The organism is Agromyces sp. NPDC060279, assembly GCF_042726785.1.
Taxonomy (GTDB): domain Bacteria; phylum Actinomycetota; class Actinomycetes; order Actinomycetales; family Microbacteriaceae; genus Agromyces.
In genome coordinates this window covers 173,826-195,457 of the sequence record NZ_JBHXBK010000004.1, presented here as the reverse complement: position 1 = coordinate 195,457, position 21,632 = coordinate 173,826, and the positions used below count along the sequence as shown (strand labels likewise).

Annotated in this window: 22 protein-coding genes; 15 read left to right on the top strand and 7 right to left on the bottom strand. The window is 71.8% G+C overall.

Features of this window, described 5'->3' with window-relative positions; translation table 11 throughout:
* Nucleotides 1-122: 122 nt before the first annotated feature.
* From ACFWE1_RS13610 to ACFWE1_RS13595, 4 genes are all read left to right on the top strand, one after another.
* Nucleotides 123-980, top strand: a complete 858-nt coding sequence (locus ACFWE1_RS13610) for a polysaccharide deacetylase family protein (protein WP_376933963.1) — start codon at nucleotides 123-125, stop codon at nucleotides 978-980.
* Between the two features lie 146 nt (nucleotides 981-1,126).
* Nucleotides 1,127-1,759, top strand: coding sequence for a phosphatase PAP2 family protein (locus ACFWE1_RS13605; RefSeq protein ID WP_376933962.1), 633 nt, complete (start codon nucleotides 1,127-1,129; stop codon nucleotides 1,757-1,759).
* Nucleotides 1,760-1,853: 94 nt separating this feature from the next.
* Nucleotides 1,854-3,389, top strand: coding sequence for an FGGY family carbohydrate kinase (locus tag ACFWE1_RS13600; RefSeq protein WP_376933961.1), 1,536 nt, complete (start codon nucleotides 1,854-1,856; stop codon nucleotides 3,387-3,389).
* Between the two features lie 113 nt (nucleotides 3,390-3,502).
* The gene (locus ACFWE1_RS13595; RefSeq protein ID WP_376933960.1) at nucleotides 3,503-4,510 is read left to right on the top strand and encodes an NAD(P)-dependent oxidoreductase; all 1,008 of its coding nucleotides are present in this window, start codon (nucleotides 3,503-3,505) and stop codon (nucleotides 4,508-4,510) included.
* Nucleotides 4,511-4,563: 53 nt separating this feature from the next.
* Here ACFWE1_RS13595 and ACFWE1_RS13590 read toward each other — a convergent pair whose 3' ends face one another.
* Nucleotides 4,564-5,478: a sugar-binding transcriptional regulator gene (locus ACFWE1_RS13590; RefSeq protein WP_376933959.1), complete on the bottom strand. Its 915-nt coding sequence runs from the start codon at nucleotides 5,476-5,478 to the stop codon at nucleotides 4,564-4,566.
* A 181-nt stretch (nucleotides 5,479-5,659) separates the two neighbouring features.
* Between ACFWE1_RS13590 and ACFWE1_RS13585 the strand changes: the two genes are divergently transcribed.
* The 3 genes from ACFWE1_RS13585 to ACFWE1_RS13575 all read left to right on the top strand — a co-directional run bounded on the left by ACFWE1_RS13585 (nucleotide 5,660) and on the right by ACFWE1_RS13575 (nucleotide 9,185).
* Nucleotides 5,660-6,946 (top strand): MFS transporter, encoded by a 1,287-nt coding sequence (locus ACFWE1_RS13585; protein WP_376933958.1) that lies wholly within the window; start codon nucleotides 5,660-5,662, stop codon nucleotides 6,944-6,946.
* Nucleotides 6,943-7,599: a class II aldolase/adducin family protein gene (locus ACFWE1_RS13580; protein WP_376933957.1), complete on the top strand. Its 657-nt coding sequence runs from the start codon at nucleotides 6,943-6,945 to the stop codon at nucleotides 7,597-7,599. The genes ACFWE1_RS13585 and ACFWE1_RS13580 overlap by 4 nt, the downstream gene beginning before the upstream one ends.
* A 200-nt stretch (nucleotides 7,600-7,799) precedes the next feature.
* Nucleotides 7,800-9,185: an MFS transporter gene (locus ACFWE1_RS13575; protein ID WP_376933956.1), complete on the top strand. Its 1,386-nt coding sequence runs from the start codon at nucleotides 7,800-7,802 to the stop codon at nucleotides 9,183-9,185.
* A 186-nt stretch (nucleotides 9,186-9,371) separates the two neighbouring features.
* Here the strand turns inward: ACFWE1_RS13575 and ACFWE1_RS13570 are convergent, their stop codons facing one another.
* Nucleotides 9,372-10,172, bottom strand: coding sequence for an SDR family oxidoreductase (locus ACFWE1_RS13570; protein ID WP_376933955.1), 801 nt, complete (start codon nucleotides 10,170-10,172; stop codon nucleotides 9,372-9,374).
* A gap of 89 nt (nucleotides 10,173-10,261) precedes the next feature.
* Between ACFWE1_RS13570 and ACFWE1_RS13565 the strand changes: the two genes are divergently transcribed.
* The 8 genes from ACFWE1_RS13565 (at nucleotide 10,262) to ACFWE1_RS13530 (ending at nucleotide 16,029) form a co-directional block, all read left to right on the top strand.
* Complete coding sequence (locus ACFWE1_RS13565; RefSeq protein WP_376933954.1) at nucleotides 10,262-10,846, top strand: TetR/AcrR family transcriptional regulator; 585 nt, start codon at nucleotides 10,262-10,264, stop codon at nucleotides 10,844-10,846.
* A 77-nt stretch (nucleotides 10,847-10,923) separates the two neighbouring features.
* A complete protein-coding gene (locus ACFWE1_RS13560) occupies nucleotides 10,924-11,481 on the top strand; it encodes a bifunctional nuclease family protein (RefSeq protein WP_376933953.1) in 558 nt (185 codons plus the stop codon).
* Nucleotides 11,481-12,281: an alpha/beta fold hydrolase gene (locus ACFWE1_RS13555; RefSeq protein WP_376933952.1), complete on the top strand. Its 801-nt coding sequence runs from the start codon at nucleotides 11,481-11,483 to the stop codon at nucleotides 12,279-12,281. The genes ACFWE1_RS13560 and ACFWE1_RS13555 overlap by 1 nt, the downstream gene beginning before the upstream one ends.
* Nucleotides 12,282-12,368: 87 nt before the next feature.
* The gene (locus ACFWE1_RS13550; protein WP_376933951.1) at nucleotides 12,369-12,818 is read left to right on the top strand and encodes a recombinase family protein; all 450 of its coding nucleotides are present in this window, start codon (nucleotides 12,369-12,371) and stop codon (nucleotides 12,816-12,818) included.
* Nucleotides 12,819-12,908: 90 nt separating this feature from the next.
* Nucleotides 12,909-13,328: a hypothetical protein gene (locus tag ACFWE1_RS13545; RefSeq protein ID WP_376933950.1), complete on the top strand. Its 420-nt coding sequence runs from the start codon at nucleotides 12,909-12,911 to the stop codon at nucleotides 13,326-13,328.
* Nucleotides 13,329-13,354: 26 nt separating this feature from the next.
* Entirely contained in the window at nucleotides 13,355-14,041 is a 687-nt protein-coding gene (locus ACFWE1_RS13540; protein ID WP_376933949.1) for an ATP-binding cassette domain-containing protein, read from the top strand.
* Nucleotides 14,042-14,107: 66 nt separating this feature from the next.
* Nucleotides 14,108-15,394: a hypothetical protein gene (locus ACFWE1_RS13535; RefSeq protein ID WP_376933948.1), complete on the top strand. Its 1,287-nt coding sequence runs from the start codon at nucleotides 14,108-14,110 to the stop codon at nucleotides 15,392-15,394.
* 5 nt (nucleotides 15,395-15,399) lie between these two features.
* Nucleotides 15,400-16,029, top strand: coding sequence for a hypothetical protein (locus ACFWE1_RS13530; protein ID WP_376933947.1), 630 nt, complete (start codon nucleotides 15,400-15,402; stop codon nucleotides 16,027-16,029).
* 234 nt (nucleotides 16,030-16,263) lie between these two features.
* On the opposite strand, the gene ectB is transcribed toward ACFWE1_RS13530, so the two are convergent.
* From ectB to ACFWE1_RS13505, 5 genes are all read right to left on the bottom strand, one after another.
* On the bottom strand, nucleotides 16,264-17,538 hold the full coding sequence (gene ectB, locus ACFWE1_RS13525; RefSeq protein ID WP_376933946.1) for a diaminobutyrate--2-oxoglutarate transaminase: 1,275 nt from the start codon (nucleotides 17,536-17,538) through the stop codon (nucleotides 16,264-16,266).
* Nucleotides 17,539-17,630: 92 nt separating this feature from the next.
* Entirely contained in the window at nucleotides 17,631-18,710 is a 1,080-nt protein-coding gene (locus ACFWE1_RS13520; protein ID WP_376933945.1) for an ABC transporter ATP-binding protein, read from the bottom strand.
* Nucleotides 18,707-19,540: an ABC transporter permease gene (locus ACFWE1_RS13515; RefSeq protein WP_376933944.1), complete on the bottom strand. Its 834-nt coding sequence runs from the start codon at nucleotides 19,538-19,540 to the stop codon at nucleotides 18,707-18,709. The genes ACFWE1_RS13520 and ACFWE1_RS13515 overlap by 4 nt, the downstream gene beginning before the upstream one ends.
* Nucleotides 19,537-20,466, bottom strand: coding sequence for an ABC transporter permease (locus ACFWE1_RS13510; protein ID WP_376933943.1), 930 nt, complete (start codon nucleotides 20,464-20,466; stop codon nucleotides 19,537-19,539). The genes ACFWE1_RS13515 and ACFWE1_RS13510 overlap by 4 nt, the downstream gene beginning before the upstream one ends.
* 2 nt (nucleotides 20,467-20,468) lie before the next feature.
* A complete protein-coding gene (locus ACFWE1_RS13505; protein WP_376933942.1) occupies nucleotides 20,469-21,596 on the bottom strand; it encodes an ABC transporter substrate-binding protein in 1,128 nt (375 codons plus the stop codon).
* Nucleotides 21,597-21,632: the final 36 nt, after the last annotated feature.

Here is a 21,632-nt window from a genome sequence, read left to right as displayed (position 1 = left end):
CGAGACGGGGCGCGGCACCCCCAGAACGCGGGGAGATGCCGCGCCGGGGTCCTTCCGCAGCGCACCGCCGTGCGAGGATCGCCGCGAGCAGGGCGTCGGCCGTTCACCCGGGGGGAGTGGGCATGCGCGTGGCAGCGGAGTCGGGCGGGGCATCCCGCCGTGCCGTCCTCGGCTTCGGCGCCGCCGCGCTCGTGAGCGGCGCGCTCGCCGCATGCGCGAAGGAACGCCCCGCGCCGCCGGTCGCCGCACCCAGCACACCGAGCGCTCCGCCGCCGCGCCCTGCGCCGAGCGTCGCGCCGGGGGCCGTGCACGTCGAGACGCGCCAAGCGGCGCCGGTGCTCGACCGGGTCGACGCGCCGTTCGAGCCGATCACCGGCCTGCCCGGCGAGGGGACGCTCCTCGCCTGGACCGCCGACGACGGCACCGACTCGGCGGTGGTCGCGGCGTACGCCGCGTTCGCGGCCTCGACCGGCGTTCGGCTCACGCTCTTCGTCACGGGCTGCTACGACTCGTGGGCGGAGAACGCCGACGCGCTGCGGCCGCTCGTCGACGCCGGGCAGGTGCAGCTCGCGAACCACACCTGGAGCCATCCCGATCTCACCTCGCTCGACGATCAGGGCATCGTCGACGAGCTGACGCGCACGCACGACTTCCTCGGCGAGACGTTCGGGGTCGATGCGCGCCCGTTCTTCCGGCCGCCGTTCGGCTACTCCGACGACCGGGTGATCGCCGCGGCCGCCTCGATCGGATACACGACGCCGACGCTCTGGTACGGCTCGCTCGCCGACTCGGGCCTCATCTCGGAGCAGCAGATCGTGGATCTCGCGGGGGAGTGGTTCCTGCCGCAGCACATCGTGATCGGGCACCTGAACTTCGCCCCCGTGACGAAGGTCTTCCCGCAGTTGCACGGCATCGTCGTCGAACGGGGGCTCACCACCGTCACGCTGAACGACGTCTTCCGCAGCGAGTACCACCCGTGACCCCGCCCCGAGTTGCCCGACTTTCATGAAAGTCGGGCAACTCGGGGTTGGTTGGTTGGCGGGCGGTCAGGTCGATCCAGCGGATGACGCGGAGGCCGACTCGAGGCGGATGACGCCGCCGACCCGGCCCCGTACGGTCGGAGTCCATGTCGCTCCGTCATCCGCTTCTCCTGCCCGCCGCCGTGCTGCTCGCGCTCGCCGCGGTGTTCCTGCTCCTGTCCGTCGTTCCGGGCAGCCTGCCGGGGCGGCTGCACGAGGCGGTCGCTGCGGCGGCGGCACTTCCGGGGATCGGCGCCGTGACGCTCGTCGCGCTCGGATCGCTGGGCGGGCTGTGGCTGCTCGTCGCCATCCGACTGCTGCGCGGCCGAGACCGCCGTCGGCTGCTGAGCTTCGGCGTCGCGAGCGTCGCCGTTCCGTTCGCCTACGCCGCGAGCGAGGGGATCAAGCTGCTCGTCGCGCAGGGCCGGCCGTGCTGGTCGAGCGGGATCGCGGCGGATTGCCCGCCGGCGGGGGACTGGTCGTTCCCCTCGAACCACGCGACGGTCGCCTTCGCCCTCGCTGCCGTGATCGCGCTGGCGGCCGAGCGCCGGGTCACGATCTGGCTCGCGCTCGTCCTCGCGCTCGTCGCGGCGGCGGCCCGGGTGCTCGAGGGGGTGCACTACGCGCACGACGTCGCCGCGGGCGCACTGCTCGGCGTGCTCGTCGTTTCGATGGCCTGGTGGTTGCTGCGGCCGCGCTCCACAGCCGAGTCCAACCCCCGGGTTGCCCGACGTTCATGAAAGTCGGGCAACCCTGGGTGTTGGACCGATCGGGGTGCGCGGGGTAGGCTGTGAACAATAGATCAGTCACGCGTACTAATGTTCGGATGGGCTCATGCAGAGACGCACCCCGATTGTCCTCGGAATCGACGCCGGCACGACCTCGGTGAAGACCGTCGCCTTCCGGCTCGACGGCACGATCGCCGGGGTCGCCAGATCGAGCGTGCGCATCGAGCGCGACGCCCGCGGCGCCGCCGAAGCCGAGCTGGATCGGATCTGGGATGCCGCGGCCGCCACGATCACCGCGGTGCTCGAAGAGGTGCGCGCCGACGACGATCCCGAGATCCTCGCCATCGGCCTCACCGGCCAGGGCGATGGCGCCTGGTTCGTCGACCGCGAGGGGCGGCCCGTGCGGCCCGCCGCGCTCTGGCTCGACGGCCGCGCCACGGAACGGCTCGAGACCTGGCGGGCCGACGGCCGCGCGGAGGCCGTGCGGCGTGCGACCGGGTCGCCGCTGTTCGCCGGCGCGCTGCCGCTGCTCGCCGAGGAGCTCTTCGAGGCCGAGCCCGAGACCCGCGAGCGCTTCGCCCACCAGCTGAACTGCAAGGACTGGCTGCGGTACCGGCTCACCGGCGAGATCGCGACCGATCCAAGTGAGGCGTCCCGCACCTACCTCGACACCGCGACCGGCGACTACTCCGCCGAACTCGTCCAAGCGCTCGGGCACGAGCACATCCGCGCGGGCCTGCCGGAGGTGCGCGACCCGCAGTCGCTCGCCGGTCGGGTGACCGCCGCCGCGGCCGCGCAGCTCGGGCTGCCGGAGGGCACGCCCGTCGCCGTCGGCCTCGTCGACACCGCGTCCGCCGGCGTCGGGCTCGGCGCCATCGGCGACGGCCAGGGCTACGCGATCCTCGGCACCACCGGCTTCGTCGGCGTCAACCAGCCGAGCCGCGCGCACGTGCGCAGCGACGCCGGCATCGTGCTCTCGACGGGTCGCGGCACGCAGGTGCTCGAGTCGATGGCGCCCATGACCGGCACGCCGAACCTCGACTGGGTGCGCGGCACGCTCGGGCTCACCGATGACCACTGGTCCGAGGTCGAGCGGCAGGCCGCCGCCGTGCCGGCCGGCTCCGGCGGGGTGCTCTACCTGCCCTACGGTTCGCCGAGCGGCGAGCGCGCCCCGTTCCTCGACTCGGCCGCCTCCGCCTCCTGGCACGGCATGAGCGTCACCACCACGCCCGCCGAACTGCTGCGCTCGGGGTACGAGGGCATCGCCTTCTCGCTGCGAGAGAGCCTCGACGTGCTCGGCGTGGCGGGCGCGCTGCTGGTGTGCGGCGGCGGCTCCGAGTCTGACCTGCTCTGCGCGATCCTCGCCGACGTGACCGGTCGCGAGATCGTTCGGCAGGATGCGCCCGAGGTGGGCGCCCGCGGGGTCGCGAGCCTCGCGCTCGTCGCCTCCGGGCACGCGGACGATCTCGCCTCGGCCGTCGAAGCCCTCGCGCCCGGCACGAGCGTGTTCGCGCCGGATGCCGAGCGCTCCGCCGTCTACGCCGAAGCGTACGGCGACTTCCTCGCCATCCGGGACGCGATGCGCCCGCACTGGCCCGCGCTGCGGCGGCTCCGGGCCGCCTCGACGCGGCTCGCCGGCTGAGGCATCCCGCCGCTCTCCGCCCGCGCTCCCCTCGCCCGTGCCCCGTCGTCGCCCGCCCGACCCACTGACCCACTGACCCCCCGACTCACCGATCCACTCCGAGGAGGAGCCCCGTGACCCACCGACCCAAGATCCTCGTGACCGCCGCCTTCGACGAGGGCGTCGCGGACGCGCTCGCCGACGCCTTCGACGTCGAGCTCGTCGAGGCGACGATGGACGGCGCCTCGCTCGCCGAGCGCGGGCTCGAGGCGCAGCTCGCGAGCGCCGAGGTGATCGTCGCCGAACTCGACGTCGTCGACGAGGCGACGCTCGCGCTCGCGCCGGCGCTCAAGGCGGTCGTCTCCTGCCGCGCGAAGCCCGTCAACGTCGACCTCGACGCCTGCACCGCCCGCGGCATCCCCGTCATCACCACCCCCGGCCGCAACGCCGAGGTGACCGCCGACCTGAGCTTCGCCCTGCTGATGGCGACCGTGCGCCACGTGAGCGCCTCCGAGCGCTGGCTCCGCGAGGGCAACTGGACCGCCGACGACGTGTTCGAGCCGTACGAGCGGTTCCGCAGCATCGGGCTCGGCGGGCGCACGCTCGGCGTGCTCGGCGGCGGCGCGGTGGGGCGCCGGATGGTCCGCCGGGCCCGCGGCTTCGGCATGGACGTGCTCGTCTACGACCCGTTCCTGCCCGCCGACGCCTTCGGCGAGGAGGCGCGCATCGCCCCGCTCGACGAGGTCATGTCGAGCGCCGACATCGTGACCGTGCACGTGCCGCTCATGCCCGAGACCGAGGGGCTGATCGGCGCCCGCGAGCTCGCGCTCATGAAGCCGAGCGCGTTCCTCGTCAACGCCGGTCGTGCCGCGATCATCGAGGAGGCCGCGCTCATGGAGGTGCTGCGCGAGCGGCGCATCGCCGGCGCCGGCTTCGACGTCTTCTACGAGGAGCCGCTGCCGCGCGACTCCGAGCTGTTCTCCTTCGAGCACGTCACGATGACCCCGCACATCGCGGGCGCCTCCGACGACGTGATCGCCGAGCACTCCCGGATCGCGGCGGCCGCGCTGCGGAGCTGGCTCGCCGGCGAGCAGGTGCCTGGCGTCGCGAACGCGCGCGCCCTCGCCGAGCGGGCCGCCTGAGGGCGGGGCGCTTGACGGCGGCGCGCTGCGCGGCCGGCCGGGCGCTGCGGCGCTCAGTCGGCGAGCAGCGACCTCGCCGTGTCGGAGTCGGTGACGAGCAGGTTCACGAGTCCGCTGGAGAGCGCCGTGCGCAGCGCGGCGAGCTTCGTCTCGCCGCGCGCGATGCCGAGTCGGTTCGGGATGGCCCGCAGTTCGTCGAGCCCGAGCCCGACGACCCGGGCGTCGAGTGCGCCGTGCACGGCGTCGCCGTCCGCGTCGAAGAAGCGTCCGGCGAGGTCGCCCACCGCGCCGTCGGCGAGCAGCCGCTCGCGCTCGGCGTCGCCCAGGGAGGAGAGCAGCAGGCCCTGGCCGCGCGCCGTGCCGCCGATGCCGGCGACGAGGGTGTCCGCGCGGGCGGCGAGCTCGAGGACCTCGCGCACGCCCGGGTCGGCGAGGGAGGCCGCGGCGGCCTCGGGGGAGGCGGCCAGCAGCGGCGCGGGCAGGTGGAACGCCCGGCCGTTCGTGCGCCGTGCGAAGGCGAGGGCGAGCTCGTGCGGGTTGGCGCCGTTGACGAGCCCGCTGACGCTGCCGGCCACCGGGACGAAGCTCGCGGCGAGGGGCTGCTCGGGGAACTCTTCGGCGACGAGCGCGACGGCCGTCGAGAGGCCGAGGGCGACGACCGCGTCGGGTTCGAGCTTCGCGGCGAGCGCCTCGGCGCCCACGCTCGCGAAGGCGCGGGCGGCTTTCTGCTCGTCGGCGACGCTGGGGGAGATCCACACCTGGCGCAGTCCGAAGGCAGCGGCGAGGTCGCGCTCGTCGTCGGCGAAGAGCGACTCCTCGACGTGCACGATGATCTCGACGACGCCGGTCTCGCGGGCCTCTGCGAGGAGGCGCGTGACGCGGATGCGGGAGACGCCGAGCGTGTCGGCGATCTCCTGGTGCGTCAATCCGTGCTCGTAGTACATGCGTGCGACGCGACCCAAGAGCATGCCGTCATCCTCCCATGCCGGATGCCGGCGCGACGGTCGCGCCGGGCTCAGTCCCGGGCGGGCTTGACAGCGGCACGGCTTCGCCGGATGATGACTGAGCAGAAGTTCATTCTCATGAACAAATGTACATGATCCCCCGAAGTACCGCAGCCCGACTGCGCACTCAATGAGGAGTCCATCCATGACCGCCACCCCCACGGCCGGCACCGAGACCCGGTTCGGCCGACTGCTCCGCACGCAGGGCATCGCCCGCTCGCTCGCCTGGGGCTTCGTCGCCCTGACGATCTTCATGATCGGCGACGGCATCGAGGCCGGCTTCCTGTCGCCGTATCTCGACGAGCTCGGCTTCGAGGCCGGGCAGGTCGCGACGCTCTGGGCCGTCTACGGCATCGTCGTCGCGGTCGCCGCCTGGCTGAGCGGCGCGCTCGCCGAGGCCTGGGGCCCGAAGCGGGTGATGATGCTGGGCTTCGCCATCTGGGTGGTCTTCGAGCTCGTCTTCCTCGTGTTCGGCGTGATGGGCGGCAACTACGGCGTCATGCTGCTCGCTTTCGGCATCCGCGGCCTCGGCTACCCGATGTTCGCCTACGGCTTCCTCGTCTGGATCACCATCGGCACCGACGAGCAGGTCATGGGCCGTGCCGTCGGCTGGTACTGGTTCTTCTCGACGCTCGGCCTCGGCGTGCTGAGCTCCTACTTCGCCGGAGCGGTCATCCCCTTCATCGGCGAGCTCGCGACCCTCTGGATGGCCCTCGCCTTCGTCGTCGTCGGCGGGCTCATGGTGCTCTTCCTGCTGCGGAACCCGGTGACGCAGAAGGTGACGCTCGCGAACAGCGTCAAGGGCGTCGTCTCGAGCATCACGATCGTCGCCTCGAACCCGAAGGTTGGCGTCGGCGGCGTCGTGCGCATCATCAACACGCTGTCGTTCTACGCCTTCGTGGTCTTCCTCACGACGTACATGGTGCGCGACGTCGGCTTCGGCCTCGCCGAGTGGCAGGCCATCTGGGGCACCATGCTCGCGGCGAACGTCGCCGCGAACCTCATCTCGGGCTACCTCGCCGACTGGATCGGCCGCGTCAACGTGGTGGCCTGGGCCGGCGGCATCGGCTGCTTCGTCACGGTGCTCGCGCTCTACTACGTGCCGACGGCGATCGGCCCGAACTTCGGCATCACCATCGCCATCGCGATCGTCTACGGCCTCGCGCTCGGCATGTTCGTGCCGCTGTCGGCGATCGTGCCGCTGCTCGCCCCGCAGCACAAGGCGGCGGCCGTCGCCATCCTGAACCTCGGCGCCGGGCTCAGCCAGTTCGTCGGCCCCGTGATCGCCGGCCTCGTCACGCCCATCGGCATCCAGGGCACCGTCTGGATCATCGCCGCGCTGTATCTCGTCGGCTTCGGCCTGACCTTCCTGCTGCGCTCGCCGAAGGACGGGCTCGGCACGTTCCCGACCCCCGAGAGGATCCCCGCATGACCGACGCCGCCACCGCGCAGGCCGCCGTGTTCGACTCCCGCACCCGGGAGCTCGTCGACGAACTCGTCGGCGTGGGCTCCGACATCGTCGCCCGCGGACTCGCCCTCGCCTCCGGAGGCAACCTCTCGGCCCGCATCGACGAGGAGCGCTTCGTCGTGACCGGCGCCGGCACCTGGCTCGACCGACTGAGGCGCGAGGACTTCGCCGTCATGACGCTCGGCGGGGAGGTGCTCGCCGGCGCGAAGCCGTCCAGCGAGTGGAAGCTGCACCAGCGCAGCTACGCCGTGCGCCCCGACGTGCACGCCGTCGTGCACGTGCACCCGCAGCACGCGGTGCTGCTCGACGCGCTCGGCCGCGACATCCGGCTCATCACCCTCGACCATGCGTACTACGTGCGCTCGATCGGCCGCACGCCGTTCTACCCGAACGGCTCCGACGAGCTCGCCGACAGCGCCGCGGAACAGGCGCGCGAGCACGACTGCATCGTGATGGGGCATCACGGCTGCTCGGCGCTCGGGGACTCGGTGGCCATGGCGTTCCGCCGGGCGCTGAACCTCGAGGAGGCGGCGACCACGACCTACCGCGCGCTGCTGCTGGGGGACACCTCGACGACGTTCCCGCCGGAGGACTTCGCCGCGTTGCACCACGCCTGAGCCGGCGCATCCGGTTCCACAACCAGGGTTGCCCAACTTTCATGAAAGTTGGGCAACCCTGGTTTTGGATGGGTCGAGAAGAAATCTGAAATCGTATATCATCATGGATGCCGGTCGTCGACGACCCCCTCGTCGCGACCGCCCTCGGTGATCGTGCGGCGCTCGCTCACCGAGCCCCTGATCAGACGAAGGAGTCAGCCATGAGCGCAGCAGAGCACCCTCCGGGGTTCACCCCGACCGGCACGATCGCCCAGGCCGCCGACCGCCGGCGCGTCGTCTTCGCCACGGTGGTCGGCACGACCGTCGAGTGGTACGACTTCTTCATCTACGCCTCCGCAGCGGGCCTCGTGTTCGGCGAGCTGTTCTTCGCCCCGGCCGGCCCCGGCGTCGGCACGCTGCTGTCCTTCCTCACGGTCGGCATCAGCTTCCTGTTCCGCCCGTTCGGCGCGTTCCTCGCCGGTCACCTCGGCGACAAGTACGGCCGCCGCCTCGTGCTGATGCTGACGCTCATCCTGATGGGCGTCGCCACGGCGCTCATCGGCCTGCTGCCGACCTACGCTGCGATCGGCGTCGCGGCGCCGATCCTGCTGATCCTGCTGCGCGTCGTGCAGGGCATCTCGGCGGGCGGCGAGTGGGGCGGCGCCGTGCTGATGGCCGTGGAGCACGCCCCCAAGTCCAAGCGCGGGCTCTTCGGTGCCTCGCCGCAGATCGGCGTGCCGCTCGGTCTCCTGCTCGCCTCGGGCACGATGGCGCTGATGGCGGTCATCGCCCCGGGCGACGCCTTCCTCGAGTGGGGCTGGCGTATCCCGTTCCTGCTCAGCGTGGTGCTGATCCTGATCGGCTACTACGTGCGCCGCAGCGTCGAGGAGAGCCCGGTCTTCGTCGAGATCGCCGAGCGCAAGGAGCAGACGCGGATGCCGATCATCCAGCTGTTCCGCCGGCACCTGCTGCTCGTGATCATCGCGGCCCTGGTCTTCGCCGGCAACAACGCGGTCGGCTACATGACGACCGGCGGCTACATCCAGAACTACGCGACGAACCCGGACGGGCCGATCGCCCTCGAGCGCGGCCCGGTGCTCTGGGCGGTCGCGGGCTCCGCCGTCACCTGGCTGCTCTCCACGTGGTTCGCAGGCTGGCTGAGCGACCGCATCGGGCGCCGCACCACGTACCTCATCGGCTGGGTGCTGCAACTCGGCGGGGTGTTCGCGCTGTTCCCGCTCGTGAACACGGGCGAGGTGGGTCTGCTCTTCCTCGGCCTCGCGGTGCTGACGATCGGCCTCGGCTTCACCTACGGCCCGCAGGCGGCGCTCTACTCGGAGCTGTTCCCCGCCTCCATCCGCTTCTCGGGCGTTTCGATCTCGTACGCGATCGGTGCGATCCTCGGCGGCGCCTTCGCCCCGTCGATCGCGACGGCGCTCGTCGACGCGACGGGCACGACGATGTCGGTGACCTGGTACCTCGCGGGCATGACGCTGCTCGGGCTCGTGGCGAGCCTGCTGCTGCGCGACCGCAGCGGCATCCCGCTCGGCCCGGACCACGAGGCGGAGCAGGCGAAGAGCCCGATCTACGGCCTGAGCAAGGCCTGAGGCTCGGCCGGCAGGCCACGTGCGCGAGGGGCGCGGCATCCGATGGGATGCCGCGCCCTTCCGCGTGCGGGCGGCGCGACGCGGAGACATCCTCGTGCGCGCGATCGGCGGCTGAGCCAACGGCTCCACCCCACCCGAGTTGCCCGACTTTCATGAAAGTCGGGCAACTCAGGTGGGTGGGGTGGCTCAGGCGGGGTCGTTCCAGGACCAGATGTCGTCGCCGCGGAGCGTCGCGTCGGCGCCGCCGTCGCAGTAGATCGTCTGGCCGGCCATGTGCGTGTTCTGCTCGCTCGTGAGCCAGACGAGCAGGTTCGCGATCGACTCGGGCGGCTGGTGCGAGTTGAGCGGCATCGGCACCGCGGCATCCACCATCGCCCGGCCCTCGGGCGTCTCGAGGAGCCCGGCCGTCATCGGCGTGAGCACGGTGCCGGGGGCGACCGCGTTCAGCGGGATGCCGGCGCCGGCCCACTCGGGGCTGATCGAGGCGCGGCGCACCCAGCGCGAGAGCGCGCGCTTCGACGACGGGTACACGAGGTAGCCGACCTCGGGGCCCTGCGCCGCGAGCTCGCCGGCGACGGCGAGCGCCCGGGCCTCGTCGCCCGAGAGGGCTGCCTCGACGAGTTCGGGGGAGTTCGGCTGCAGCGAGGCCATCGAGGAGACGACGGCCGCGCGCGGCGCGTCGGACTTCGCGAGCCCGGGCAGGAGGTGCGTGAGCACCTCGACGACGCCGAAGTAGTTCACGGCGATGGTGGCGGGGACGGGCGCCGAGATGCCGGCGCACGCGATGGCGCCGTCGACGACGCCGCCGGCGAGCTCGATCGCGCGGGCGGCGGCCTCGGTGCGGCCCTCGGGGGTGGAGAGGTCGGCTTCGACGTCGGCGCCGCGCAGGTCGATGCCGATGACGCGGTGGCCGGCGGCCTCGAGCGCGCCCTTCGTGGCGGCGCCGATGCCGGAGGCCGAGCCCGTCACGACGTAGGTGCGAGTCATGGGGTGTCCTTCCGATTTCACGGGACGGCTGGGGTGATGCCGTATATTTGACACATTACGCCAATAATCGGACGGACGGGGAGGATCGGATGACTCGAGGCCGCGGCCGCCCCAGCGTCGTCGATGCCGGGGCCGTCACCGAGGCCGCGTTCCTGCTCTGGTCCGAGCGCGGCTACGCCGAGACGGGCTGGAAGGAGCTGGCCGAGACCACCGGGGTGAGCGCGCGCACCCTGATGCGCCACTTCGGCACCCGCGACCGCATCGCCTGGGCCGGCGTCGAGGCGGCGAACGAGCGGCTCGAGCAGGCGATCGCCGAGCTCCGCGAGGAGCCCGATGCGGCCGTCGCCGTCCGCCGGGCGATCGTCGCCTCCGTCTCGCACGACGAGCACGTGCGGCGCAGCGCCGCCGCCTGGTTCCGCCTCATCGCCGCGGAGCCCGCGCTCCTCGCCACCGCGGCCGCGGCGAACCGGGTCTGGACGGCGCGGCTCGCCACGCACCTCGCCGAGCGCCTGCCCGGGGCCGGACCGGCCGTCTGCGCCGCACTCGCCGCCGCGTACGAGGCGGCGACGATCTCGGCGCTCCGTTCCTGGGCCGAGCGCGGCGGCTCCGGCGATCCCGCCGACGCGGTCGACACCGCGCTCGCGTGGATCCGGCTGGCGCCCGACGCCCCCTGAGCGCGCAGGGCCGCCGAGCGCAAGGGGCTTCAGCCCCACGGCACCGCTCCGCCTACCATGGGAGGGGAGGTGGCGGCATGATCATGATGCGCGTGCTCGGGGTCGCGCTCGACCAGGCGGGGCAGCATCTCGTGCTGCTGAAACCGCTCGTCGACGGCCCCGGCGAACCGCGGGTGCTGCCGATCTGGATCGGCGCGCAGGAGGCGAACTCGATCCTCGTGGCCATCAACGACGAGCGCACGCCGCGCCCGCTCACGCACGATCTCACGACCACGCTCATCGATCTGCTCGGCGCCCGCATCGCCCGCGCCGAGATCACGAAGCTCGACGCCGGCACCTTCTACGCCGAGCTCACCCTCGTCACGGGCAACGGCCCCCGGCTCGTCGACGCCCGCCCGAGCGACGCCATCGCGCTCGCCGTGCGCGCCGGCGCCGAGATCGTCGTCGACGAATCGGTCTTCGAAGACGCCGCCATCCCCGCGGCGCTCACCGCCGGCGCGGACGACGACGAGAACGAGGCGGATGCCGCATCGGCCGCCGGCCCCGACGCGCCGCCGTCCGCCGCCGACGAGGCCAAGCTCGAGGAGTTCAAGCGCTTCCTCGACGACGTCGACCCGGAGGACTTCCAAGGCTGATGGACGCGAAGATCCCCGAGCGCACCGAGCTGCCCGCCCCGCAGTTCGTGCTCGCCCCCGACGGCACCCGCATCGCCACCTACTCCTGGGGCGACGAGGACGCGCCGACCGTGCTCTGCGTGCACGGCTTCGCGTCGAGCTGCCGCGACAACTGGGTCGAGACGGGGTGGGTGCGCCAGCTCCTCGGCGCCGGCTTCCGCGTGCTCGGCGTCGACCAGCGCGGGCACGGCGCGAGCGGCCATCCGCACGATCCGGCGGCGTACCGGATGTCGGCCTTCGTCACCGACCTCGTGACGGTGCTCGACACGTATCTGCTCGACGGCGTGCGCTACGCGGGCTACTCGCTCGGCGCCCGCGTCGGCTGGCAGCTCGCCGTGCAGGCCCCGGAGCACGTCTCCCGGGCGGTGCTCGGCGGCATCCCGGACGGACGCCCGCTCGCCCGGCTGAAGACCGAGCAGGCCCGCGCCTACGCCGAGCACGGCACACCCGTCGAGGACCGGGTGACCCGCAGCTACGTCTCGCTCGCCGAGCGGGTACCCGGCAACGACCTGCTCGCGCTCATCGCCCTCGCCGAGGGGATGGCGGGCGGCGACGCCGATCCCGATCCCGCCCGGCCGCCCCGGCAGCCGGTGCTGTTCGCGACCGGTTCGGAGGACGCCATCCTGCCGCAGTCGAAGCGCCTCGCCGAGGCGACCCCGGCCGCGAGCTTCCTCGAGGTGCCGGGGCGGCACCACTTCAACGCGCCGGGCTCGCGGGTCTTCCGCGAAGGCGCTGCGGCGTTCCTCACCGACTCGATCTGAGTCTCAGCGAACGCGCGCGACGCCCTCCGGGTGTCGGCGGGAGGCCGTACCCTGGAGGGGAGCGCGGAAACTGACGAGGAGCGGGCGATGAGCGAGACGAACACGGGATCCATGGCCGAGGCCGAGGCGATCCACGCCGCCATCGAGTGCCCCGACTGCTTCGTCGAGCTGCAGCGCGACGGGCACTGGTGGATGGCCCGCCCGGCGGGTTCGCGCCTCGTCGGCCTCGTCGTCTCGCGCGACGACATGCCCTCGATCGTCGAGCAGCGCGACGACCTGACGCGCTTCGGTGTCGCCATCTCCGACTTCCGTCACCCCGCCCCCGAGAACCTGTCCGAGTCGTGGGAGCAGCGGCTGGCCCGCTTCTTCGGCACGCTGAAGAGCGGCGACGTGCTGGTCGTCGCCACCGTGCACGCGCTCGGCCGTGACGTCGACGAAGAGCTCCGCACGCTCGCCGAGCTCCGCCGTCGCGGCGTCGTCGTCAAGGTGCTGAGCCACGGCGCCCGTCACCTCGCCGACACCGGGCTCGAGAGCTAGCCGCGCCCGGCGGGGAGGGTCCAGGTTAGCTCCAGAATTCGCTCGAACACAGTCTTCTTATCGTCTTCTGGCTGGAGATAGTGTCCAGCCATGAAACGTGGAATCAGCTCCATTCTCCTCGCGGTGGCCCTCGGAATCGGCAGCCCGGTCGTCGGCGCAACAGCAGCGCACGCGGACGACACCGGCACCATGCCGGCAGGCTGCACCATCAGCCCGGTGACCCCCTCGCTGAGCGGTTCTTCGGTGAAGTACGCGGGAAGCGGGAAGTGCAGCGCGATGATCAACTCGTTCAACATCCGCTTGGTGCACGACTACGACAACCTGCCGGACGTGCGCGTGAAGACGAAGTCGCAGTCGTACACGGCTGCCCCGAACTTCTCGCTGAGCGACACCACCTGCGACGGTGGCGGCTCGACGAAGTACTACACCGAGGCCGGCTACTATCGCTCCGCCAACTACGGTGGCGACGTGATCCGCAGCAGCGCCAAGAAGACCCTGACGCATTGCTGATCGACGAATCAGCGGGGGGAGGCCGCGTGCTGGAGGCACGCGGCCTCTCGCTGCGCCGCGGACGTCGCCGGGTGTTCGACGGGCTCGACCTCCGCCTGGAGCCCGGGATCACTGCCCTCCTCGGGCCGAACGGGGCCGGCAAGACGACGCTGCTCGAAGCGTTCGCGAATCCGAGGCGCATCGCCGCGGGTGAGCTGACGGTCGACGGGTCGGTCGTTACCGGGTCGCGGGAGACGATCACCCGCTATCTCGCGTCCTCGGGCTTCATGCCCCAGCATTGGCAGTTCTTCCGAGGCTTCACGGCGCTCGAGAGCGTCGAGTACGTCGCCTGGCTGAAGCAGGTTCCCCGAGCTGATCTCCGCGCTGCTGCGGTGCGGGCACTGGGGGCCGTGGGCCTCGAGGACCATCTTCACGAGCGGGTCTCGAGCTTCTCCGGGGGCATGCGGCAGCGGGTCGGCCTGGCCGAGGCGCTGGTGAACACGCCCGCGGTCGTGTACCTCGATGAACCCACCGTCGGCCTCGACCCGGAGCAGCGGAGCACGTTCCGAGCCGCGCTCCGCCGCGAAGGAAACGACCGGGTGACGCTGCTGAGCACCCATCTCACCGACGATGTCGCGGCGATCGCGGATCGGGTGGTCGTCATCGCGCACGGTCGCCGGCTGTTCGACGGCTCGCCGGCAGAGCGCAGAGCAGGCGCGCGACAGCGATGGTGACGAGATGTCCTCGAAGCTCGAGCAGGGCTACCTGCGTGTCCTCGAGCACGATCGCCGAGGGGCGGCATGATCCGGGCCTGGCGGTCGTTCTGGCACCGCTCGTGGGCACCGATCCTCTTCGGTGCGGTGTTCGCCTCGCTGATGGTCTCCTTCGCGATGATGGGCCGCGAAACAGGCTTGAATCTCTGGGCCAATCTGGTGAGCGGGCTCTCCGAGTCGACGGTCATCACGGGTCCGCTCGCCGCCGGGGTATGCGCATGGGAAGCGGCGCGGTGGAAGGGCCCCGCAGCGGCACGTCTCGTAGTCGCTTCCCGGCCGATCTGGCAGATCCGGCTCCGGCATGCGGCCGAGAGCAGCGGTCCGATCGTCCTTGCCTTCCCGGCCGCGCTCCTCGTGTTGGCGGGCTACGGCGTTGCCACCGGGACCTACGGCGCACCGTTCGTGCCCTGGCTCCTTGCACTCTGGGCGTGCCTGATTCTGGCGGCGTCATTCGGCTACGCGGTCGGGATCGTGCTCGGCTCGCGGTGGTACACCGCCCCGCTCGCAGTGCTCTCGTTCTTCGGCCTCTACGTCGGGATCCAATCGTGGAATCTGCCGTTCGGCGTTCGCAGCCTCTTCCCGGTCATCACGAACCTCGACACCGAGTTCGTCCGCTACATCCCGGCGACGATGTGGGGACAGATCGCACTGTTCGGGGCACTTTCGCTGCTCCTGCTCATCCTCGCCAACCCTGTCCGAGGGGGCCGAAGGACTGGCACCATGGTTGCCTGCACCGCCGCGGCCGCGGCTGCATTCGCGGGAGGCGCCGTCGTCATCAGCACCAATGGGCAGTACGTCACGGGCTACAACAGTCGAGACTTCGTCTGCGAGGGCACAGCCCCGGACATCTGCCTGAACCGCGGCTATGCCGAGGCCTACCCCCAGCTGGCGCAGCGCTTCGCTCTGCTGAATGAGAAGGTCGCCGGCACTTCACTCGTCGCAACCAGGCTCGAGCAGAACATTGAGGGCATCGGCGATGCCCCAGCAGCAGGGGCGCGCAGCGTCTACCTGGAAGAAGTCAACGACGAGGGAATGGACTTCTCAGTCTTCCGGTACGTCAACAAGTACGGCGACGGACCGACATGCTGGAGCGAAGACGAACCTGCGTACGACCAGTACCTCGCGGGGATGCTCGTCGATCTGTGGCTCACCGAGTACGACGCCTACGGCTTCGCCGAGTACGACGAACTCACCCCCGGATACGCGGAACTGCAGCGCATGCAACAGCTCAGCGTCGAGGAGGGCAACGCCTGGCTCCGGCAGCACGAGCGGGCCTACCTCGACTGCACGCTCACGCTGAGCGATCTCCCATGAGGGGCATGGTGCTCTTCATCCGCACACGCCGCTGGCCGGCCGTCGTCGCCACGATCGCGGCCGCCGCGCTGCTGACTGTCGCGTGCGGCCCGCTCGCGGTCGCCCTCAACCCGACCGGCGAGGGACTCGTGCGTGTCGCGCTGCTGATCCCGCTCCTGCCCGCCGTGGCGATCGCCGCGGCGTTCGAGAGCGCCCTCCCAGCCCAGGAAGCGGTCGCTGCTCGACGCCTCCGCCTCGAACGCGCGGCGCATCTCGTGCTGCTCACCGGCCTCGCAGTCGGGCTCCTCGCCGGCGCGAGCACCCTCATCCCGGCCCCCGAGGGCTCAGCCTCACTGATCGGGCACGGCCCCATCTCAGTAGTACGGAACACCCTCGCGCTCACCGGAACAGCGCTCCTCGGGTACCGATTCCTCGGGCCGCAGGCCGGATGGGTACCGCCAGTCGCCTGGGTCATCATCCCGCCACTGCTGATGCCGAGACCGGATCAGGACCCCGGCCGACTCTTCACCCTCGTCACCCAACCCGACCGCGCGCTCGAACCGTTTACCCTGGCCCTCGGCATCTGGGTCGTCGCCCTCGTCGTTCGGGTCGTCGACGGGTTGGCTCGGCTCACCCCACCGCGATCCACCAGCTGACGCCCGCCACCATGGCGAGCAGCAGCGCTCCGAGCGCGATGCCCGTGCGCACGATGCGGCGACGGCTCAGCGTGCCCGGCTCCAGCGACGAGCGCGAGAAGCGGTCGAGGTTCGGGCTGACGGCCTGGAACGGCGGCTCGCTCGACGGCGGGATGCCGCCGCCCTCGTTCCGGTCGATGCCTGCATGGTAGCTCCGAAACGGGGCGCGCGGTATCCTCGCCGCGCGAGACGGGGTTACCGCCCCTTCACCTCGGCGAGGCTCTCGCGTACGATCTCGAGGCCGCGGCGCAGCTCCTCGTCGGTGATCGTCAGCGCGGGCAGGAACTTCAGCACCTCGTCGTGGGCTCCAGAGGTCTCGATCACGAGACCGCGCGCGAACGCCGCCTTCGAGATGCGGCCGGCGAGCCCGCGGTCGAGCTCGCAGACGAGGCCGTACATGAGGCCGCGGCCGCGCACGCGGAGCTCGAGTTCGGGGTGCTCGGCCGCGATCGCCTCGAGCTCGCCGCGCAGCAGCGCCGATTTGCGGGCCACCTCGCTCGTGAAGGCGTCGTCGGCCCAGTACCGCTCGAGCGCGACGCGGGCGGTGACGAACGCGAGGTTGTTGCCGCGGAAGGTGCCGGTGTGCGCGCCCGGCTGCCAGACGTCGACCTCGGGGCGCAGCAGCACGAGCGACATCGGCAGGCCGGAGCCCGAGATCGACTTCGAGACGGTCACGAGGTCGGGCACGATGTTCGCGGCCTCGAAGGCGAAGAAGGTGCCGGTGCGGCCGACGCCGGCCTGGATCTCGTCGAGGATCAGCAGGATGCCCCGCTCCGCCGTGATCGCGCGCAGCCGCTGCAGCCACGGCACGCTCGCGACGTTGATGCCGCCCTCGCCCTGCACCGCCTCGACGATGACCGCGGCGGGCAGGTCGAGGCCCGAGCCCGGGTCGTCGAGCATCTTCTCGAGCAGGTCGAGGGTGTCGACGCCCTCGCCGAGGTAGCCGTCGTAGGGCAGGCGCACGACGTCGTCGAGGCCGACGCCGGCGGCGCCGCGGTAGTGGCTGTTGCCCGTCGCGGCGAGTGCGCCGAGGCTCAGCCCGTGGAAGGCGTTCGTGAACGCCACGACGGTCTGCCGCCCGGTCGCCTGCCGGGCGACCTTGAGGGCGGCCTCGACGGCGTTCGCGCCGGTCGGGCCGGTGAACTGGAGCTTGTGGTCGAAGCCTCGGGGCTCGAGCACGAGGCGCTCGAAGGCCTCGATGAAGGCGCGCTTCGAGGAGGTGGCCATGTCGAGGCCGTGCATGATGCCGCCGCGCTCGAGCTCGGCGATGAGCGCCTCCGTGAACGCCGGGTTGTTGTGCCCGTAGTTCAGCACGCCCGCGCCCGCGAAGAAGTCGAGGTACTCGCGACCGTCGGCGTCGACGATGGTCGAGCCGCTCGCACGGTCGAACACGGTCGGGAAGGCGCGCACGTAGCCGCGCACCTCGGACTCGCGGCGGGTGAAGACGTCAAGGTTCGCGGCATCGCTCATGGCGGACGGGCTCCTCTGCGGGATCGGCGGAAGGCGGTGCTCCGAGCCTAGAGCCTCCGCCTGAGAGCGAGCGCGCAGCCGCGAAGCCCGGGTCATCCCTCCCGGGGGCGCACCGCGACGGGTGCGGGCTCGATGCCGAGCGTCACACGCTCGTCGAACTCCACCCGCTCGCCGACCGCGTGCTGCATGCGCAGCAGCTGCCCGCCTGCGGTGCGCAGCACGGTGCGCCGCACGCTGCCGAGGAAGGTGCTCTCGAGCACCACCGCGTCGATCGGTCCGCCGAGGCGCACGTTCTCCGGCCGCACGAACGCCTCGGCCGGACCATCCGCCGCTTCGCCGACGATGGGGAGGCGGATGCCGAGCACCTCCGCGACGCCGCCGTCGACGGTGCACGGCAGCACGCTCGACAGGCCGACGAACTCGGCGACGTGCGCGGTCGCCGGCCGCAGGTAGAGCTCCTCCGGCGTGCCGATCTGGTCGATCCGGCCGGCGTTCATCACCGCGATCCGGTCGGAGACGGCGAGCGCCTCCTCCTGGTCGTGCGTGACGAACACGGTGGTGATGCCGAGCCGGAGCTGGATGCGCCGGATCTCGTCGCGGAGGGCGACGCGCACCTTCGCGTCGAGCGCCGAGAGCGGCTCGTCGAGCAGCAGCACCCGCGGCTCGGTGACGAGGGCGCGGGCGAGCGCGACGCGCTGCTGCTGGCCGCCGGACAGCTGGTGCGGGTAGCGGTCGCCGAACCCCTCGAGCCCGACGAGGGCGAGGGCGTCGCGCACCCGCCGCGCGGCCTCGCGCTTCGCGACCTTCCGCATCCTCAGCCCGAAGGCGGTGTTCGCGGTGACGTCGAGGTGCGGGAAGAGCGAGTACGCCTGGAACACCATGCCGAGGTCGCGCCGGTTGGTCGGCACGGCCGAGACATCCGCTCCGCCGATCCGCACGGTGCCCCCGTTCGCGCGCTCGAGACCGGCGAGCACGCGCAGCGCCGTCGTCTTCCCGCAGCCGGAGGGGCCGAGCAGGGAGACGAACTCGCCCGGCTCGATGGCGAGGTCGAGGCCGTGCAGCACCCGGGTCTGGCCGTAGTCCTTCACGACGCCCTCGAAGGCGACGGCGGTGCCGTCGCGGGCCCCGGCGAGGATCGCGTTGTCGGCGGTCGCGATGGCGGTGTCGGTCATGGCTGGTCCTTCGGGGCTCGGGTGCCGGTGCGCCGGGCGCGGGGCGTCCCGCCGCCGATGCGCCCGATGACGACGAGCAGCACGAAGGCGAAGACGAGCGCGAGGAGCGAGAGGATGACGGAGGCGTACGGGTCCTGCTTGCCGACGACGACGAGCGCCGTCTGCAGGTTCTGGCGGTTCAGCAGGGAGGCGATCGTGAACTCGCCGAGCACGACCGCGACGGAGATGAGGGATGCCGCGAGGAGCCCCGAGCGGAGGTTCGGCGCGAGCACCCGGAGGAGCACCGCCGGCCAGCTCGCGCCGAGGGAGCGGGCCGCCTCGGCGAGGGTGCGCAGTTCGGTCGCGTCGATCGACGCCTGGATGGCCCGGTAGGCGAACGGCAGCACGGTGACGCCGTAGGCGAAGGCGAGCGGCCAGATGCCGGTGCCGATCGTGCGGCCGATGGCGAGGTAGATCGGGGCGAGCCCCACGACGAGCACGATCGCGGGGATCGAGATCGGCAGCAGCGCGAGGAACTCGAAGGGGCGCTTCAGCTTCGGGAACCGGAGCTCGACGAGCACCATCGTCGGGGCGAGCAGCAGCAGCACGATCGCGACGGTGACGACGGCGAGCACCGCCGAGTTGCCGAGACCCGTCCAGATCGGCCGGTACGTGCCCGCCTTCGCCGGGTCGAACAGCGCGAACCAGTGCACGAGCGAGTGACCGCCCGTGGTGGCGTCACGCAGGGTGTACTCGGCCATCGACACGATCGGGATCGCGAAGAGCACGATGAGCACGAGCCCGATCGTCCAGCGCATGGCCGGATGCGGAGCGAAGCCGCGGGCGCTCATCGCTGCCACCTCGCGGCGCGGCGCTGGACGAGCGCGTAGAGCGACATCGTCACCGCCATCACGACGATCATGCCGAGGGCGAGCGCGCCCGCGAGATTCTCGCGGCCGAGCAGGGTCTCGCTCGTGAGCGCGGTGCGGATCTGCAGCGGCACGATCTGCGAGCCCTGGCTCGCGAGGGCGGCCGCGGTCGCGTAGGAGGAGAACGCGTTCGCGAAGAGGAGCAGCAGGCTCGCGAGGAACGAGGGCGCGAGCACGGGGATGCCGATGTACCGCCAGAAGCCCGCGCGGGTTCCGCCGAGCGTGAGGTTCGCCTCCGCCCACTGGGGGCGCAGCGCGCTCATCGCGGGCATGAAGGTGATCACCATGAGCGGCACCTGGAAGAACAGGTAGGGGAGGATGAGCCCGGGCAGGCCGTAGATCCAGGCGCCCTCGGCGAACAGGTCGATGCCGAAGCGGTCCTTCAGGGTGAGCGTCACGAGGCCCTGCAGGCCGATCGTCGCGATGAAGGCGAAGGCGAGCATCACGCCGCCGAACTGCGCGAGCACGCCGCTCGCGGCGTCGACGAGCCGGCGGGTGCGGCCGGTCTCGGGCAGCCCAGCCATGGCGTAGCAGGCGAGGGCGCCGAGGAGCGCGCCGCCCGCGGCGGTGAGCGCGGACAACCACGCGGAGTTCGCGAAGGTCTGCACGATGACCGGGTCGACGAGGGCGGCGACGTTCGAGAGCGTGAAGCTCCCGTCGGCGTCGACGAAGCCGCTCGCGACGGTCAGGGCCGTGGGCAGTGCGAGGAAGATCAGCAGGTAGGCGGCGAAGGGCACGAGCCCGAGCACCGCCGCGGCGCCGGAGCCGACGCGCCGCCGGGGCGGAGGGAGCTCCTCCGTCCCGGCGGCGGCGTCGACGAGCGGTGCCGCGGGAGCGGCGACGGTCATGGTCAGCCGACCGCCGCAGCCCACTTCTCGCCGAGCAGGGTGCCGGCGTTCGTCGACTGCTCCTCGGTGGGCACGACCGTGTCCTCCGGCGCCTCTGGGAGCGCGTCGAAGAGCTTCTGGTCGATGGTGCCGGCGTCGGCCATGGCCTCGGCGCGGACGGGGCGGGCGCCGCCCTTCAGCCAGAGGTTCTGCACCTCTTCGCTGTAGAGGAACTCCTGCCAGAGCCGGGCCGCCGCCGGGTGCGGGGCGTCCACGTTGATGGCCTGGTTGTAGTAGCCGGCGTAGCCGGTGCCCGGCAGGATCACCGTCTTCCAGTTCGGGTTGTCGGCCGTGTGCGCGGCGTTCAGGTAGTCCCAGTCGAAGACGACGGGGGTCTCGCCCGAGGTCACCGTCGCGGTGGTGACGTCGACCTTCAACAGGTTGCCGGCCTGGTTGAGCTGCTGGAAGAAGTCGATGCCGGGCTGGAAGTCGTCGAGCGTGCCGTCCGACTGCACGGTCGCGAGGCCCACCGCGGCGAACGCGGCGCCCGCCTGGGTCGGGTCGCCGTTGATCGCGACGGCGCCCTTGTAGTCGGCGCCGAGCAGCGCGTCGAGGCTCGCCGGCTCGGCGTACTTCGCCGAGTCGTAGCCGATCGACATGTAGCCGCCGTAGTCGCCGACGAAGAGGCCGGAGGGCTCCTTCAGCTCGGCGGGGATGTCGTCCCAGGTGGCGACCTGGTAGGGCGCGAACTGCTTCGTGTTCTGCAGGGCGACGGTGAGGCCGACGTCGAACACGTCGGGCGCGGTGTCGAGGCCCGCGTTCGTCTCGGCGGCCTGGATCTCCTCGGCGCTGGACGCGTCGGGAGAGGCCTCGTTGATCGTGATCTCCGGGTACTTCTCGGCGAAGAGGTCCAGGATCTCGCCGTAGTTCGCCCAGTCGCGCGGCAGCGCGATGACGTTCAGCTGGCCCTCGGCCTTGGCGGCCTCCTCGAGCGCGGCGAGATCGCCGAAATCGGCGAGGCTCGTGGCCGTCGCGGCATCCGTCCCGCCGTCGCCGCCCGCGGCGTCGGCCGAGCCGCCGGCGCAGCCGGCGAGGCCGAGCACGACCGCGGTCGACAGGGCGAGCGCACCGAGTGCGTAGTGCTTCTTCAACGCGTGTCCTCCGTCTGGCGCCGGGCCGCCCGAGCT